This window comes from Rhodoplanes azumiensis (genome assembly GCF_042682915.1).
Lineage (GTDB): Bacteria > Pseudomonadota > Alphaproteobacteria > Rhizobiales > Xanthobacteraceae > Rhodoplanes > Rhodoplanes azumiensis.
In genome coordinates this window covers 261,002-275,146 of the sequence record NZ_JBHUIW010000003.1, presented here as the reverse complement: position 1 = coordinate 275,146, position 14,145 = coordinate 261,002, and the positions used below count along the sequence as shown (strand labels likewise).

Sequence of the window (14,145 nt, the reverse complement as noted above, 5' to 3'; positions counted from 1 at the left end):
GGCGCGGTCAAGGGGCGGCGAGGGACGCCCCCGAGACTTGTATCGCCAATCTGGAGCGCCGGTGCGGCAGTCGCCGTTCACCTCTCCCCGGCGGGGAGAGGTCGGATCGCGCGCCGTCGCGCGAGATCCGGGTGAGGGGGTGCCGAGGCCAGCCCTGAGCGCATACGCCCCTCACCCCGGTCCCGAGCTTCGCTCGCGACCGACCCTCTTGTCGCGCGAGCGCGCGACCCTCGGGAGAGGGTGAATCACATCGTGCCGGCGGCCTTCTTGACGAAGCGGTCGTCGAAGGTGCGCTTCAGGTCGATCTTGGCGGTCTTCATCTCGTCGTCGAACTGCACCAGCATGTCGAGGGCGTTCCGCATGCCGCTCTCGGGGATGATGCCGGTGGCCGAGTACATCGGCTTCGACGCCGTGAAGGCCGCCATGTAGAGCGAGCGGTCGCCGAGGTGATACTCCTCCGGCACCGTCTTGGCGACGTCCTCGGGCGTCGCGGTCTTGAGCCACTGCAGCGTCTTGTAGAAGGCGTTGACGATGCGCTGGGTGGTCTCCGGGTTCTTCTCGATGAAGTCGGCCTTGAGATAGACGACGGCCGCCGGGTTGTTGCCGCCCAAGAGCTTCTCGTTGTCGGCCTCGGTGCGGCTGTCGGCCATCACGACCACGTCGCCGTCCTGCACCAGCTTGGTGATGACGGGATCGAGGTTGGAGATGGCGTCGAGCTCGCCCTTCTTCATCGCGGCGACCGCCGACATGCCGGCGCCGACCCCGATGATCGACACGTCGGTCGCCTTGAGGCCGTCCTTGGCGAGCAGCGCGTTGAGGAAGAAGTTGGTCGACGAGCCCGGCGCCGTGACGCCGATCTTCATCCCCTTCAGATCCTTGAACGACTTCACCTGGGCCGCCTTGTCCTTGCGGACCGCGAGCACGATGCCGGGGAAGCGGCCGAGCTCGGCGACGGCGCGGATCTCCTGGCCCTTCGCCTGCATCCGGATGGTGTGCTCGTAGGCACCGGTGACGACGTCGGCGGAACCGCCGATCAGCGACTGCAGCGACTTCGCGCCGCCGCCGAAATCCGTGATCGTCACGTCGAGGCCCTGCTCCTTGAAGTAGCCGAGCTTCTCGGCGAGCGTGAGGGGCAGGTAGTAGAGGAGGTTCTTGCCGCCGACGCCGAGCACCAGCTTCGACTTCTCGGGCGCCGGCGCGCTCTGGGCGACGGCCGGCGACAGCGGCGCGGCGAGCACGGCGAGCGCCGTCGCGGCGACCAAAAATCTGAATTTCATACGAGACCTCCCATCCGACCTTACGTGGTTTTGGTCATTCTACTCAATGACACGAGTGCACATCAATTCAACTGCTCGATTTTTGTCAATCAAAACAAATTGGCCCGCCCGATATACAAGTCCCAACCGGACCGGAACACCCAAGGGCTGCAACAATCGCAATCGCAAATCTTGAGGCATACCCCCGAAAATTAAACCATCCTTACATTCTTGGATAGCAATCTTTAGTCGGCCGAAATATTTAACAATCCTAACAGAATGCGCGGATGAAGAAAGCCCAACACCAGGAGACATATAAACTCTTCCATTTAGCTGAAATGGAGAATTTAGACCGGATTTCCTCAACCTGTACATTTCGTCTGGCGAGCATTCACTGCTAGAGGGTGTAATTACCTTTAACTCACACGCACTCATAACGTCCGGCGCAGCGCTCATTAAAGACAGTAGAATTTCTTTAGCGGTCCACCGTCCATGAGGCAAAACACATAAAAGAATTGCCTTATCACCGGTGATATAAGCAAACAAAAGATCAGAGGTTCGCGCGACACGGTACGGTTTATCAAACACCTTACTCAAATGAAAGTGATGAACTTGCCAATCATTGAACAAAAGGTCCGCTTTGTGATCAAGCCCCCCTTTTCCGCACCCCGTTACTTAGCCAAGGCGCAAGATCTTCGCCTCGCCTAAGGGCTTCGGCAATATCATAGATAGCCGGGAAGACTTTACAAACAGCATCTACCCGAGAAGAGCTTACCACTGACCTCGGACGACGCGGTATCGTTCGAGCAAGATAGTGCATCCAATCGAGCGTCGCCCTGGAAAGGTCGACGAAAGAGCCTCCCGGACCAAAGTCCTTTTGGATGAGGTCCGAGAGGTCGTTTTCAGTCTCGTCGATAACGTTCAGCAATTAGTTCTTGCTCTTGTCGACCATGGCGCGCTGCTTGATCCACGGCATCATCTCGCGCAGCTTGGCGCCGACCTCCTCGATCGGGTGCTTGGCCATGTTGGCGCGGATCGCCTTGAACGAGGCCTGGTTGACCTTGTTCTCCAGCATCCAGTCCTTCACGAAGGCGCCCGACTGGATGTCGGCCAGCACCTTCTTCATCTCGGCCTTGGTCTCGGCCGTGATCAGGCGCGGGCCGGACTTGTACTCGCCGTACTCGGCCGTGTTGGAGATCGAGTAGTTCATGGTCGCGATGCCGCCCTCGTAGATGAGGTCGACGATCAGCTTGAGCTCGTGCACGCACTCGAAATAGGCCATCTCGGGCGCGTAGCCGGCCTCGACCAGCGTCTCGAAGCCGGCCTTCATCAGCTCCACGGCGCCGCCGCACAGCACCGCCTGCTCGCCGAACAGGTCGGTCTCGCACTCCTCCTGGAAGGTCGTCTCGATGATGCCGGCGCGGCCACCGCCGATCGCCGAGGCGTAGGAGAGGCCGATGTCGTGGGCATTGCCCGAGGCGTCCTGGTGGATGGCGAGCAGGCAGGGCACGCCGGCGCCGCGCTCGTACTCGGCCCGCACCGTGTGGCCGGGCCCCTTCGGCGCGACCATCAGGACGTCGATGTCCTTCTTCGGATCGATCAGGTTGAAGTGGACGTTGAGGCCGTGCGCGAACATCAGCGCGGCGCCCTCGCGGATGTTTCCGGCGATCTCGGCGGCGTAAATGTCGGCCTGCAGCTCGTCCGGCGTCAGCATCATCATCACGTCGGCCCACTTGGCGGCCTCGGCGACCGTCATCACCGGCAGGCCCATGGCCTCGGCCTTCTTGGCGCTGGCCGAGCCCGGGCGCAGCGCGACGGCGACGTTCTTCACGCCGGAGTCGCGCAGGTTGAGCGCATGGGCGTGGCCCTGGCTGCCGAAGCCGACGATCGCGACCTTCTTGGTCTTGATCAGATTGAGATCGGCGTCGCGATCGTAATAGACACGCATGGGAATTCCCCTTCTCGGCGGGCCGGCCGCCCTGGTCGTTGCGGGTCCGGCAGGCCCCGAGAACCGGGCTGCCGTGGGTGGGTTCTTAAGAGGTACGCGGGACCGGGACAAGCCCGGCGACCGCGGAAGTCCTATGCCGTTCCGTCGCGAATTCTCACGGCGACGGGCCGGGCGCGATCGGGACGCTGTCGAGCCCGAAGAGCGCGACCAGCACGCCGCGGACGTCGAGCAGGACGCGATCGGGAACGTGCTCGATGACGCCGAACATGCGGTGCTCGCGGGAGACGCTCCGGATCTGATCGACCAGAACCACGCCTCGGGTTTGCAGTCCCTCGGGGAGCGGGACGTTGAAGCTCCACGGCTTCGCCCGCGACGAGATCGGGCAGACGATGCTGCGTCGCGAAACTTCGTGATAGGCGCGATCGCTCAGCACCAGCGCGGGCCGGCGTCCAGCCTGCTCGGTTCCGAGCACCGTGTCGAGCTCGACCCAGGCGATGTCACCGCTTTCCGGGAGCATTGTTTCTGGTCAGATCCTCGAACGTGATCTCGCCGCGCGAATACTCGTCCTCGGGAAGGATCTCTTCTCCGCGGTCCGGCCCCCAGTCGACGGTCGGCGGCTCGTTCTCGGGCCCGAGGCGCTTCGCCTCGGCGACGAGGTCGGCGAGCCGGTAGCGCGTGTAACCGAGCCGCGCAGGCGCCGGCTTCAGCCGCAGCTCGCGCCCCTCGACCACCACGTCGACCTCGCTGCCCTCGGTGACGCCCGCGGCCTCGGCCGCCGCCTTCGGCAGCCGCACCCCGAGGCTGTTGCCCCATTTCGAGACCTTGACCTTCATGGCATCCCCTTCGGATACACAATGTATATCCGAGACCTTGGGGCGTCCACCGCGGTCGCCGCCCGGAACCTCTCCCCGCTGGCGGGGAGAGGGAAAGCGAGCGGGCGCCCGCCTCACATCCCCTCGGGACCGCGCGCGATGGCGACGATACCGGTGCGCGACACCTCGACGAGGCCGAGCGGCAGCATCAGGCTGACGAACTGGTCGATCTTCTCGGCCCCGCCCGTGATCTCGAACACGAAGCTCTCGATCGTCGCGTCGATGACGCGCGCCTTGAAGGCGTCGGCCAGCCGCAGCGCCTCGACCCGATGGTCGCCCTTGCCGCGCACCTTCACCATCGCGAGCTCGCGCTCGATCGAGCGCGCCGACACGGTCATGTCGACCACGCGATGCACCGGCACCATGCGGTCGAGCTGGTTCTTGATCTGCTCGATCACCATCGGGGTGCCGCGCGTCACCACGGTGATGCGGGAGAGGTGCTTCTGGTGCTCGGTCTCGGACACCGTCAGGCTCTCGATGTTGTAGCCGCGGCCCGAGAACAGGCCGATGACGCGGGCGAGCACGCCCGGCTCGTTGTCGACGATGACAGCGAGCGTATGGGACTCGATCGCCTGCGCCACATGGGCGGACGGATAGTGCGAGGTGCTGCCGGAGGTCGGCGTGATGGCGTTCATGATGAGAAAATTCCCTGCCCCGAATGACATCCACCCCGCTCCGCCGGAGCCGGGTGCGTGATGATCAGGTCTCAGACCAGCATCTTGCCTTCCTCGGTGATCGCCTCGTCGAGCTTCTCGGCGGCGTCACCCAGGAGCATCTCGTTGTGGGCGCGACCCGACGGGATCATCGGGAAGCAGTTCTCCGACGGATCGACCACGCAGTCGAAGATCACCGGCTTGTCGACCGCGATCATCTCCTCGATGGCGGCGTCGAGATCGCCCGGCTTCTCGCAGCGCATGCCGACGCCGTGATAGGCCTCGGCGAGCTTGACGAAGTCGGGCAGCGCCTCCGAGTAGCTCTGCGAGTAGCGGCCGCCGTGCAGGAGCTCCTGCCACTGCCGCACCATCCCCATGTAGTGGTTGTTGAGGATGAAGATCTTGATCGGCAGCCGGTACTGCACCGCGGTCGACATCTCCTGCATGGTCATCAGCACCGAGGCCTCGCCGGCGATGTCGACGACGAGCGCGCCCGGATGGGCGAGCTGCACGCCGACCGCGGCCGGGATGCCGTAGCCCATGGTGCCGAGCCCGCCCGACGTCATCCAGCGGTTCGGCTCCTCGAAGCCGTAGAACTGCGCCGCCCACATCTGATGCTGGCCGACCTCGGTGGTGATGTAGGTGTCGCGGTCCTTGGTCAGCTCGTAGAGCCGCTGGATCGCGTATTGCGGCTTGATCACCTCGGCCGAGGGCTTGTAGGCGAGGCTCTTGCGGGCCCGCCACCCTTCGATCCGCTTCCACCAGGTCTTGTGCGCGGCGCCGTGGGCGTCGCCCGGCTGCGTCGTCCACAGCCGCAGCATCTCCTCCAGCACCTCGGTGCAGTCGCCGAGGATCGGCACGTCGACCTTGACGTTCTTGTTGATCGACGACGGGTCGATGTCGACGTGGATCTTGCGCGAGCCCGGCGAGAAGGCGTCGAGCCGACCGGTGATGCGGTCGTCGAAGCGCGCCCCGATGCAGATCATCAGATCGCATTCGTGCATCGCGAGGTTGGCCTCGTAGGTGCCGTGCATGCCGAGCATGCCGAGCCACTGCGGATCGGAGGCCGGATAGGCGCCGAGCCCCATCAAGGTCGAGGTGATCGGGAAGCCGGTCGAGCGGACGAGCTGGCGCAGGAGCTCGGTCGCCTTGCGGCCCGAATTGATGACGCCGCCGCCCGTGTAGAAGACCGGCCGGCGCGCGGTGCGCATCAGCGCCACCGCCTCCTCGATGCGGCGCGGATCGGGCTTGGGCTTCGGCGCGTAGCCGCGATGCGCGAACGCCTTCGGCTTCGAGTAGAGGCCGGTGGCGAACTGCACGTCCTTCGGCACGTCGATGACGACCGGGCCGGGTCGGCCGCTCGCCGCGATGTGGAACGCCTCGTGCAGGACGCGCGGCAGCTCCTCGATGCTCTTCACCAGGGTGTTGTACTTGGTGCAGGGCCGGGTGATGCCGACCGTGTCGCACTCCTGGAAGGCGTCGTTGCCGATCAGGTGGGTCGGAACCTGGCCCGTGATGCAGACGATCGGGATCGAGTCGCACAGCGCGTCGGCGAGGCCCGTGACGGCGTTGGTGGCGCCGGGGCCCGAGGTGACCAGCACGCAGCCGACCTTGCCGGTCGAGCGCGCATAGCCCTCGGCGGCGTGCACGGCGCCCTGCTCGTGGCGCACCAGCACGTGGCGCACCTTGTCCTGATGGAACAGCGCATCGTAGATCGGCAGCACCGCGCCGCCCGGATAGCCGAAGATGTGCTCGACCCCCTGGTCGATCAGCGCCTGGATGATCATCTCGGCGCCGGTCATCTCCTTGGTCATGGCTTTCTCCGCCTTCGTGTCTCGCCTCGGCCGTCGTCGGCCGGTCGTTCGGGACGAACTGTGGTTCGGGTTCGGTAATGGGTTCGGACGGGCTTCAGGAATGAAAAAAGGGCCGCCAGGGCCCTTGTGTGCAGCACGCCACCCCGGCCGGATCGTTCAGGACGATCCCCGGATGGCGCGCCCGCCTACGATGAGCAGCGAAACAATATTGCGCATGATCGATCTCTTCGCGTCTAAAGTTGCCGGCCTTATAGAGGAGCCCCCGTGCGGGGTCAAGGACGTAACACCGCAAATCCGGGCTTCGTATGACGATTCCGAGTGCGCCCCGCGGTGGCCGGCCGCGGGCGGTCCCGCTCCGGTGATCGTGACCGGCCGTGATCGCGTGCGGCGGCGCGTCGGGCTTGCCGGCGCGGTCACCGGCCGTCAGGGTCGCTCCCACCCCCGAGGTTCTGCATGCCCTTCCTGCGTGAACGCAACGGCCGCTGGTCGATCCTGAAGATCGCGGCCTTCATTCTGGTCTGCCTGCCCGCCCTGTGGCTCGCCTGGCTGACCGCCACGGGCGGGCTCGGGCCGCGGCCGTTCAACGAGGCGATCCATCAGTCCGGCTCCTGGGCGGTGCGCTTCCTCTTGCTGTCGCTCGCCGTCACGCCGGCGCGGCGCGTCCTCGGCGCGCCCAAGCTGATCCTGACGCGGCGGACCATCGGGGTCGCGGCCTTCGCCTACGCGGCCCTGCACCTGACGCTTTATTGCTTCGACCAGAAGCTCGATGTCGTGAAGATCGTCAGCGAGATCGCGCTGCGCGTCTATCTGATCATCGGCTTCGTCGCCCTGATCGGGCTCACGGCGCTCGCCATCACCTCGACGGACGGCATGGTGCGCCGGCTCGGCGGGCCGCGCTGGGCGGCCCTGCACCGCCTCGCCTACCCGATCGCGCTGCTGGCGATCCTGCATTTCCTCATGCAGACCAAGCTCGACATCACCGAGTCGATCATGATGGCGGGCTTCCTCGCGTGGCTTTTGCTCTACCGGCTCGCCTATCGCATCGTCGGCGACCTCGGCCCCCTGCGCCTCGGACTGCTCGCGATCGTCGCTTCGGCCGCGACCGCGCTCGGCGAGGCGGCGTGGTACGGCGTCACCACGGGCGTCGACCCGACCCTGGTGCTCTACGCCAATCTGGACGTCTCGTTCGGCCTGCGGCCGGCCGCCTGGGTACTGGTCGTCGGCCTCGTGATCGCGATCCTGGCCGCGCTGCGCGCGATTATCCCCTCGGGAAAGCCGATGCGCGGCGCAGCAGATCGTCGAATGCCAGCTCCGGCGCGAGCCACGGCCAGTCCGGGAGCTGGTGGCGGAACCAGGTGAACTGCCGCTTGGCGTAGTGGCGGGTGTCGGCCTGCCCCTTCTCGATCGCCGCCGCGCGCGACATCGTGCCGGAGAGATACGCCAGCAGCCCGGGCACGCCGTGCGCCCGCATCGCCGGCAAAAGTGGGTCGAGCTGTCTCCCCCCGAGCGCCCGGATCTCCTCCAGGGCGCCCTCCGCCATCATCCGCACGAACCGCGCGTCGATGCGGGCGTAGAGGGCCGTCCGGTCCGGGGCCAGGAAGGCGGTGACGACGCGAGCCGGATCCAGCAGCGGTGGGTCGGTCTCGCCGTGCCAGGCCGACAAGGGCCGGCCGGTGGCGAGCAGCACCTCGAGAGCGCGGGTGACGCGAAGCTTGTCGCGCGGCTCGAGGCGCGCCGCCTCGCCGGGATCGTGGCGGGCGAGCGTGGCGTGCAGGAGCTCCGGCCCCAGCGCCGCGAGCATATCGCGCACCATGTCGCGGATCGCGGCCGGCACCGGCGGCACCCGCGACAGGCCCTTGGTCAGCGCCTTGAAGTAGAGCCCGGTGCCGCCGCAGAAGATCGGCAGACGGCCCGCCGCCCGCACCTCGGTGAGCGCGGCCTGCGCATCGCGCAGATAGTGGCCGACGGAGAAGTTCACGCCGGCATCCACGTGTCCGTAGAGGCGATGCGGCACGCATGCCTCCTCCGCGGCGGTGGGGCGCGCCGTGATGATGCGCAGATCGCCATAGACCTGCATCGAGTCGGCGTTGATCACGACGCCGCCGAGCGCTTCGGCCAGCGCCAGCGCCAGCGCCGACTTGCCGCTCGCGGTCGGGCCGGCGATCAGGATGGCGTCGAGGTCGGGCATGGTGTGGCGCACGGAACCGGCCGGGCCTCCTCGGGGCGGCGGGCCGTCCCCTTACCACAGGCCGGGCCGTCACGCTGCCGCCGCAGAATGCGAAAAGTCTTCGGACGGAACGGCCCGTCCGGCCTCGCGGTTGAGGTCGGATCGTTGCGACCACCGACAGGAGCCCCCGATGCGACCGCGACCGACCGCGACCGCCCTGCTCGCGCTCGCCGTGCTGGGCGGCACACCGCTGGCCGGTATCCCGGCCGCCGGCCGACCGGCCGCAGCGCAATCCGCGGCGACGGCCGAGCGCCGCGTCGACAGCCGCTCCGGGCCGCTGATCGTCCGCACGGTCGCGGGCGGGCTCGACCACCCCTGGGGGCTCGCCGTGCTGCCCGACGGCCGCATGCTGGTCACCGAGCGGGCCGGCCGGCTGCGCCTCGTCGGCCGCGACGGCGCCGTCTCGCCGCCCCTGAAGGGCGTGCCGGCCGTGTTCGCGCAGAGCCAGGGCGGCCTGCACGACGTCGTGCTCGACCCCGACTTCGCCCACAACCGTGTCGTCTATATCACCTATGCCGAGCCCGGTGACGGCGGCGCCGGCGCCGCCGTGGCGCGCGCCCGGCTCGGCGACGGCGCGCTCGAGGATCTGCAGGTGATCTTCCGCCAGCTCCCGAAGGTCTCGGGCGGCAACCATTTCGGCTCGCGCATCGCCTTCCGGCGCGACGGTACGATGTTCGTGACGCTGGGCGAGCGCTTCAAGTTCGATCCGGCCCAGGATCTCATGACCCATCTCGGCAAGGTGGTGCGCATCCGCCCCGACGGCACGGTGCCGGACGACAACCCGTTCGTGAGCCGCACGGATGCGCGCCCCGAGATCTGGTCCTACGGCCACCGCAACCCGCTCGGCGGCGCCATCCATCCCGACACCGGCGTCCTGTGGACGACCGAGATGGGTCCGCGCGGCGGCGACGAGCTGAACATCCCGCAGGCGGGCCGGAACTACGGCTGGCCGCTGGTGAGCTGGGGCACGCATTACGACGGCCGCCCGATCCCGACCCCGCCGACCCGGCCGGACCTCGCCGACGCGTTGCGCCACTGGACGCCGGTGATCTCGCCCTCCGGCATGACCTTCTACACGGGCGATCGCATCCCCGGCTGGCGCGGCAACCTGTTGATCAGCGGCCTCACGGCGCGCGGCCTGGTGCGCCTCACCCTCGACGGCGAGACCGTGACGGGCGAGGAGCGCATCCCGCTCGGCACCCGCATCCGCAACGTCCGCCAGGGCCTCGACGGCGAGGTGCTGGTCACCACCGACGAGGACGACGGGCGGATCCTGCGGATCACCCCGGCGGAGTAGGCCGAATCGACCTGCGCAAGTTTGGAAACGAAGATTAGGCTACGGCATCGAGCACCGCCGTCTCAAAAGCCTTGAAACTGGGCGACGTCGCCCGCCGGGGATCGAAGTGTCCGCCGACCGCGCCGGCGAGTTCTGCTTTTCTCAATCCGCTCGGAAAATAGGCGGCCTGCTGAAGTACCCGCTGCAACGCCTCCCATGTTCCGCCGGCAATCGCATCCGGTTGCCGATACGCCTGCTGATGAGGGACTGTTCCGGCGACTCGAGGGTACGCTGCCTTGACTGCAGCCCACTCACCGAAAAACCAAGCCTCAAGCTCCTCGATCGCGAGGCGGGTCGCGACCCGCCAGGGCGCCCCGCAGCACGTCACTCGCGTCGACAATCCGGCTTGCGCCGCGGCGCGCTCCAAGCGTCCCTTCAAGCCGACACAGTCGTCCGCGTCGCGATCCACGAGCACGATGACCCGATACGCATCCGGCAACCATCTCGCATAACCGCGGAGGCGAACGTCCAGCTTCTGAAGAAGATCCGGCTTCCCCTGATAGGCATGGATCGAATAAGTCGCCCGGCCAGCGAGAATTCGCGGAAGGACCGCGTTGAGGAAAATCTCCATCGAAGGCTCTTCAACAAGAAGCTCGAGGTGCTCGGCCTTCATTTTGCGACTCCCGGCATCCGCCTCGCCGCTCCTTGATTGACCAGCGGATCACCGACTCCGAAATAGCCCTCCAGCCAAAGATGCCCCAACAAGGCACCCTCGTTCATGAACTCATTTATGCCTTTTATGTCTGAGGCGAGGACCGCTTTGGTATAACCATCCTCGTCACGGTAGAGCACGCGGACCTCGTCGGCGCGCAGCGCATTCAAGAAAAAGGGAGAGTGTGTCGTCACGAGCAATTGCCCCTTCTCGGCAGCCCGCCGACATTCCTCGGCGAGTCCATGGAGAAGCCGCGGATGGAGGAAATTCTCGGGTTCTTCGATGCCGATGAAGGGCGGTGGCGCCGGGTCATACAAAAGAACCAGGTACGCCAACATCTTCAGAGTGCCATCAGAGGCAAAGCGAGCCAAGATCGGCTTCTCGAAGGGGGCGTCCTTGATGGTCAGCAGCAGCCTTCCATCGGGCATCGCTTCGGCCAGTATCTTCTCGATGCGAGGCACCCTGGCCCGCAGCACGTCGAAAATCGCCTCCAACCTATCCGGATGCTGTTCGGACAAGTATTGGACGACATTCGCGAGATTGTCTCCGGTTCGTGACAGGCGCTCTTGAGGCCCTGCCTCCGGCTGCCCGCGGGTATCACCGACCGACAGGTACGAGACATACCATCCGGTTATGAATTCGCGGAGCGCAGCGACCCGCGGGTGATCGGCGAACTGTCCTAGAGCGTTGACTGCAATGAGATCCGGCGATTGCAGCGGGAAATCCTTTCGGACATCCTGCTGGTCCGGCATCTCGCCACTGACCGCTCGACCGACGCCCTCTCGATACTCGAGAAACCGGAAGGGTCTCCCATGGCTGCCGCGTCGCCAGCTCAACCATTCGTCGACGACGATCGGTGCGCCGCGGCGCTCGTCCACGGCGAGATGATACGTGATAAGCGGAAAATCCGGCTCACTGTACTTGATTTCTATCACCAATGGGCCGTCGGATCCGCGGGTTTTCAGTTCTCGTGCCCTTCCACGTCGATCCCACGCGCTGCGAAGTCCCGACCGATAGCACTCCGATAAAAACGCAAAGACATCGAATACAGTGGACTTTCCGCTGCCGTTTGGACCCAACAGAACAGTTAGTGGCGTCAAATTCTTGAATTCGACGTCGCGGAGTGCCCGAAAGTTTCGAACCTTAAGCTCGATTATCCGAGCTGGCTTTGATGCCTTACTCAAAGCGTGCCCGGGCCCGTCTTTATCGTTCATGATTTAGCCCGCACATGGAAGTGGGTCGGTGCACAATCAACTACTGCATATGGGGCGCCGTCTCCAGCCTCGCGACTGACTCCCGATTCGCAGCCTACCGCGGCATTAACCCGTAACGGGAGTCCGGACTTGAACCCGTTGCCGGAAGCGGTGCGACATTAAGGCCTCGGCGTGCCGCATCCTCCTTCGGCATGATTGCTGAGATTTTTCGCCGCCGTGTCACGTCCAGACTGGGCCGCCGGAAGCATTTCGGAGGTAATTCGGAACTCAAACAGCTCGCTCGGATTGAATCGCGCGACCGCAAAACCGTCACGAGAATCGGGAATTGATGCGCGATAAAGAACTCGGAATGCCGGAAATCTGACGTCACCCGCGATGGAGACCACGATGGACCAGCATGCGCCGCTCGACCAGCCCCCCCTCGACCAGGCCCCCCTCGACCAGGCACCCCTTGACCAGGCCCCGCTCGACCGGGCGGTCGAGACCGTCCACCCCCCGATCGTGCTGGCGCCCGGCGAGGCGCCCCCCAGCGTTCCGGACGATGCCGATCCGCCCTCCGGCGTCTTCACCATCGGGCAGTGGGTGCCGACCGCGCTCCCGTCCCGACGGCCGGTGCCGAACGCCCCCGAGCCCCCGGTCGCCGGCGCGGGTGGGACCGCCGTGGCCGTCGCGGCGCGAACCGGCGCCGATTTCTTCCAGCAGAACACCGCGATGGCGCGGAACATGCTCGCGGTCGGCGCCGAGATGACGACCCACATGAACGCCTGCGCCCGCGCCCATCTCGACATGGTCGCGCGCTCGAACGTCGAGCTTTTCGGGGCGGCGCTTCGCGCCTCGACCGATCTGTCGGAGTGGACCCGCCGCTATCTCGACGTGTTGTCGGGCGACCGCATGACCGCCTTCATGCGCCATCGCACGCCGCAGCACCTCGCGCTTCTCCAGGCGGAGGCGTTCCACACCGGCCTCGAGACGATGCTGGGCTGGGCGCGGGCCACCGCGGCGCGGGTCGCCGCCGAGCGGGTCGCCGTCGAGCGGGCCACCGCCGAGCGGGCGACCGAGGCCGGCACGGCCGGACCGCGCGACACCGCCGCCCGACCGGCGGCGTGACGGCGAGAAGGCCTTCGGCGTATCAAGGCGTCTCGCGCGCCAGCCGCGCGAGGCCTTCGGGCGTCGCCACGGTCGGCGTCCAGCCGAGCGCGGCCAGCGCCGACGCATCGACGACCAGCGGCTCGGCGAGGCGGCGAAAGGTTTCGGTGCGTCCGGTCACGGCACAGCCGGCCCGCAGCAGCGGCGTCGGCACGGGGACGAGCCCCGGCGCGCGGCCGAGCCCTCGGCGCAGCGCCGCGACCATGGCGCCGACGGTCAAGACCTCGCGGTCGGCGACCACGAACGCCCGGCGCAGCGGCTCGGGATGCGACAGGAGCGTGGCGATGGCCGTGGCGAGGTTCTCCACCGCGAGCAGCGACCGGCCGGCCGTCACGCCGCCGAGCGGCAGCGGCCACGGCGTGCGGGCGAGGCGCAGGAGCCCGGCCATGTTGCCGCGCACGCCGGGGCCGTAGACCAGCACCGGGCGCAGCGCCACCCAGTCGATGTCGAGGGTCGCGAGCCCCGCTTCGGCGGCGAGCTTGGAGCGACCGTAGTCGGATTCGGGCGACGGCGCGGTCGCCTCGGTGACGACGCCGGGCGCACTCGGCCCGGTCTGGGCACGGATCGAGGAGAGGAAGACGAAGCGTTTCACCCCGGCGCGCTGCGCCGCGCGGGCGAGGGCGATCGTCGCCTCCGTGTTCATGGTTCGGTAGTCGTCGGCCGGCGTGCCGGTGAGGCCGCTCGGGTCGGGACATCCCGGCTGGCCGGGACGTCCCGGCTGGCCGGGAAACCCCGGCGTCAGCGCCGCCGAGTGGACGACGGCATCGACGTCGGCGAGCGCCGCCGCCATGTTCTGCGGCCGCGCGATGTCGCCGATCACGGCCCCGGTCGCACTCGCCGGCAGATCGGCCGGCCGCCGCAGCAGCGCCCGCACCCGAAACCCCTGCTCCGGCAACGCCGCGAGCAGATGACGCCCGATGAAGCCGGTCGCCCCGGTCAACGCGATCAGCGGCGCCATGCGGTGTCTCCCCGATCCAAAGGCCCGGCGCGACGACGGTAGGCAGGCGCGGTGCAATTTCTGTGGCGA

General features: G+C 66.9%; 13 protein-coding genes. 3 read left to right on the top strand and 10 right to left on the bottom strand.

Going from position 1 to position 14,145, the window contains the following annotated elements; genetic code table 11:
• Window positions 1-245: 245 nt before the first annotated feature.
• The 6 genes from ACFSOX_RS04815 to ACFSOX_RS04790 all read right to left on the bottom strand — a co-directional run bounded on the left by ACFSOX_RS04815 (window position 246) and on the right by ACFSOX_RS04790 (window position 6,543).
• Window positions 246-1,277 (bottom strand): ABC transporter substrate-binding protein, encoded by a 1,032-nt coding sequence (locus ACFSOX_RS04815; protein ID WP_378476645.1) that lies wholly within the window; start codon window positions 1,275-1,277, stop codon window positions 246-248.
• A 907-nt stretch (window positions 1,278-2,184) separates the two neighbouring features.
• Entirely contained in the window at window positions 2,185-3,204 is a 1,020-nt protein-coding gene (ilvC, locus tag ACFSOX_RS04810) for a ketol-acid reductoisomerase (RefSeq protein ID WP_378476644.1), read from the bottom strand.
• A gap of 154 nt (window positions 3,205-3,358) precedes the next feature.
• Window positions 3,359-3,721, bottom strand: a complete 363-nt coding sequence (locus ACFSOX_RS04805) for a type II toxin-antitoxin system PemK/MazF family toxin (RefSeq protein WP_378476643.1) — start codon at window positions 3,719-3,721, stop codon at window positions 3,359-3,361.
• The gene (locus tag ACFSOX_RS04800) at window positions 3,702-4,037 is read right to left on the bottom strand and encodes an AbrB/MazE/SpoVT family DNA-binding domain-containing protein (protein WP_378476642.1); all 336 of its coding nucleotides are present in this window, start codon (window positions 4,035-4,037) and stop codon (window positions 3,702-3,704) included. Before ACFSOX_RS04800 ends, ACFSOX_RS04805 begins: the two co-directional genes overlap by 20 nt.
• Before the next feature lie 113 nt (window positions 4,038-4,150).
• Window positions 4,151-4,711 (bottom strand): acetolactate synthase small subunit, encoded by a 561-nt coding sequence (gene ilvN, locus ACFSOX_RS04795; protein ID WP_378476728.1) that lies wholly within the window; start codon window positions 4,709-4,711, stop codon window positions 4,151-4,153.
• A gap of 71 nt (window positions 4,712-4,782) precedes the next feature.
• The gene (locus ACFSOX_RS04790) at window positions 4,783-6,543 is read right to left on the bottom strand and encodes an acetolactate synthase 3 large subunit (RefSeq protein WP_378476641.1); all 1,761 of its coding nucleotides are present in this window, start codon (window positions 6,541-6,543) and stop codon (window positions 4,783-4,785) included.
• Between the two features lie 453 nt (window positions 6,544-6,996).
• Between ACFSOX_RS04790 and ACFSOX_RS04785 the strand changes: the two genes are divergently transcribed.
• Window positions 6,997-7,902 carry a protein-methionine-sulfoxide reductase heme-binding subunit MsrQ gene (locus ACFSOX_RS04785; protein ID WP_378476640.1) on the top strand — a complete coding sequence of 302 codons (906 nt, stop codon included), beginning with the start codon at window positions 6,997-6,999 and terminating at the stop codon, window positions 7,900-7,902.
• Here the strand turns inward: ACFSOX_RS04785 and miaA are convergent.
• Window positions 7,802-8,731: a tRNA (adenosine(37)-N6)-dimethylallyltransferase MiaA gene (miaA, locus tag ACFSOX_RS04780; protein ID WP_378476727.1), complete on the bottom strand. Its 930-nt coding sequence runs from the start codon at window positions 8,729-8,731 to the stop codon at window positions 7,802-7,804. The two genes, ACFSOX_RS04785 and miaA, sit on opposite strands and share 101 nt — an antisense overlap.
• Before the next feature lie 169 nt (window positions 8,732-8,900).
• Between miaA and ACFSOX_RS04775 the strand changes: the two genes are divergently transcribed.
• Window positions 8,901-10,067 (top strand): PQQ-dependent sugar dehydrogenase, encoded by a 1,167-nt coding sequence (locus tag ACFSOX_RS04775; RefSeq protein ID WP_378476639.1) that lies wholly within the window; start codon window positions 8,901-8,903, stop codon window positions 10,065-10,067.
• Between the two features lie 34 nt (window positions 10,068-10,101).
• On the opposite strand, the gene ACFSOX_RS04770 is transcribed toward ACFSOX_RS04775, so the two are convergent.
• Both ACFSOX_RS04770 and ACFSOX_RS04765 read right to left on the bottom strand, forming a co-directional pair.
• A complete protein-coding gene (locus tag ACFSOX_RS04770; protein ID WP_378476638.1) occupies window positions 10,102-10,719 on the bottom strand; it encodes a DUF4276 family protein in 618 nt (205 codons plus the stop codon).
• A complete protein-coding gene (locus tag ACFSOX_RS04765) occupies window positions 10,716-11,972 on the bottom strand; it encodes an AAA family ATPase (RefSeq protein ID WP_378476637.1) in 1,257 nt (418 codons plus the stop codon). The genes ACFSOX_RS04770 and ACFSOX_RS04765 overlap by 4 nt, the downstream gene beginning before the upstream one ends.
• A gap of 387 nt (window positions 11,973-12,359) precedes the next feature.
• Between ACFSOX_RS04765 and ACFSOX_RS04760 the strand changes: the two genes are divergently transcribed.
• Entirely contained in the window at window positions 12,360-13,079 is a 720-nt protein-coding gene (locus ACFSOX_RS04760; RefSeq protein WP_378476636.1) for a hypothetical protein, read from the top strand.
• Window positions 13,080-13,101: 22 nt separating this feature from the next.
• Here the strand turns inward: ACFSOX_RS04760 and ACFSOX_RS04755 are convergent, their stop codons facing one another.
• Window positions 13,102-14,076, bottom strand: a complete 975-nt coding sequence (locus ACFSOX_RS04755) for an NAD-dependent epimerase/dehydratase family protein (protein WP_378476635.1) — start codon at window positions 14,074-14,076, stop codon at window positions 13,102-13,104.
• Window positions 14,077-14,145 lie beyond the last annotated feature (69 nt).

What these genes read in the sequence shown, in the direction of transcription:
- ACFSOX_RS04755 (WP_378476635.1), bottom strand. Translation starts at nt 14,076, where the DNA reads ATGGCGCCGCTGATCGCGTTGACCGGGGCGACCGGCTTCATCGGGCGT.
- ACFSOX_RS04805 (WP_378476643.1), bottom strand. Translation starts at nt 3,721, where the DNA reads ATGCTCCCGGAAAGCGGTGACATCGCCTGGGTCGAGCTCGACACGGTG.
- ilvC (WP_378476644.1), bottom strand. Translation starts at nt 3,204, where the DNA reads ATGCGTGTCTATTACGATCGCGACGCCGATCTCAATCTGATCAAGACC.
- ACFSOX_RS04760 (WP_378476636.1), top strand. Translation starts at nt 12,360, where the DNA reads ATGGACCAGCATGCGCCGCTCGACCAGCCCCCCCTCGACCAGGCCCCC.
- ACFSOX_RS04775 (WP_378476639.1), top strand. Translation starts at nt 8,901, where the DNA reads ATGCGACCGCGACCGACCGCGACCGCCCTGCTCGCGCTCGCCGTGCTG.
- ACFSOX_RS04785 (WP_378476640.1), top strand. Translation starts at nt 6,997, where the DNA reads ATGCCCTTCCTGCGTGAACGCAACGGCCGCTGGTCGATCCTGAAGATC.
- ACFSOX_RS04765 (WP_378476637.1), bottom strand. Translation starts at nt 11,972, where the DNA reads ATGAACGATAAAGACGGGCCCGGGCACGCTTTGAGTAAGGCATCAAAG.
- ACFSOX_RS04790 (WP_378476641.1), bottom strand. Translation starts at nt 6,543, where the DNA reads ATGACCAAGGAGATGACCGGCGCCGAGATGATCATCCAGGCGCTGATC.
- ACFSOX_RS04815 (WP_378476645.1), bottom strand. Translation starts at nt 1,277, where the DNA reads ATGAAATTCAGATTTTTGGTCGCCGCGACGGCGCTCGCCGTGCTCGCC.
- miaA (WP_378476727.1), bottom strand. Translation starts at nt 8,731, where the DNA reads ATGCCCGACCTCGACGCCATCCTGATCGCCGGCCCGACCGCGAGCGGC.
- ACFSOX_RS04800 (WP_378476642.1), bottom strand. Translation starts at nt 4,037, where the DNA reads ATGAAGGTCAAGGTCTCGAAATGGGGCAACAGCCTCGGGGTGCGGCTG.
- ACFSOX_RS04770 (WP_378476638.1), bottom strand. Translation starts at nt 10,719, where the DNA reads ATGAAGGCCGAGCACCTCGAGCTTCTTGTTGAAGAGCCTTCGATGGAG.
- ilvN (WP_378476728.1), bottom strand. Translation starts at nt 4,711, where the DNA reads ATGAACGCCATCACGCCGACCTCCGGCAGCACCTCGCACTATCCGTCC.